At 45.0% G+C, this 393-nt stretch carries 1 pseudogene; it reads right to left on the bottom strand.

The features are described 5' to 3' along the window. A pseudogene (locus tag B4F99_RS06280) lies at positions 1–393 on the bottom strand (ABC transporter ATP-binding protein); the annotation flags it as partial.

Genomic DNA, 393 nt, shown 5'->3' on the forward strand with positions numbered 1-393 from the left:
CATAAGGATTTTGAATAGTGTCGTGATCGCGATATCGCTTTGGCTGATGAACGCGACTTTATCCGTCTTGTTCAAAGAGAAGCGGACGTTATCAAGGACTTTGACGCCATCGATCGTCTTCGAGATGCCGTCGACCATCAAGAGATCATTTCCGATTTCACGTTCCGGTGTGAAGCCGACGAACGGATAACGGCGTGATGATGGACGAATGTCGTCGAGTGTGATTTTATCAAGCAATTTCTTCCGTGACGTCGCTTGTTTCGCTTTTGAGGCGTTTGAGCTGAAACGTGCGATGAAGGCTTGAAGTTCTTTAATCTTCTCTTCTTTTTTCTTGTTTTGGTCACTTGCCATACGCGAAGCAAGCTGACTTGATTCATACCAGAAATCATAGTT

Origin of the sequence: Exiguobacterium sp. UBA3491 (genome assembly GCF_002377745.1) — a bacterium.
GTDB lineage: Bacteria > Bacillota > Bacilli > Exiguobacteriales > Exiguobacteriaceae > Exiguobacterium_A.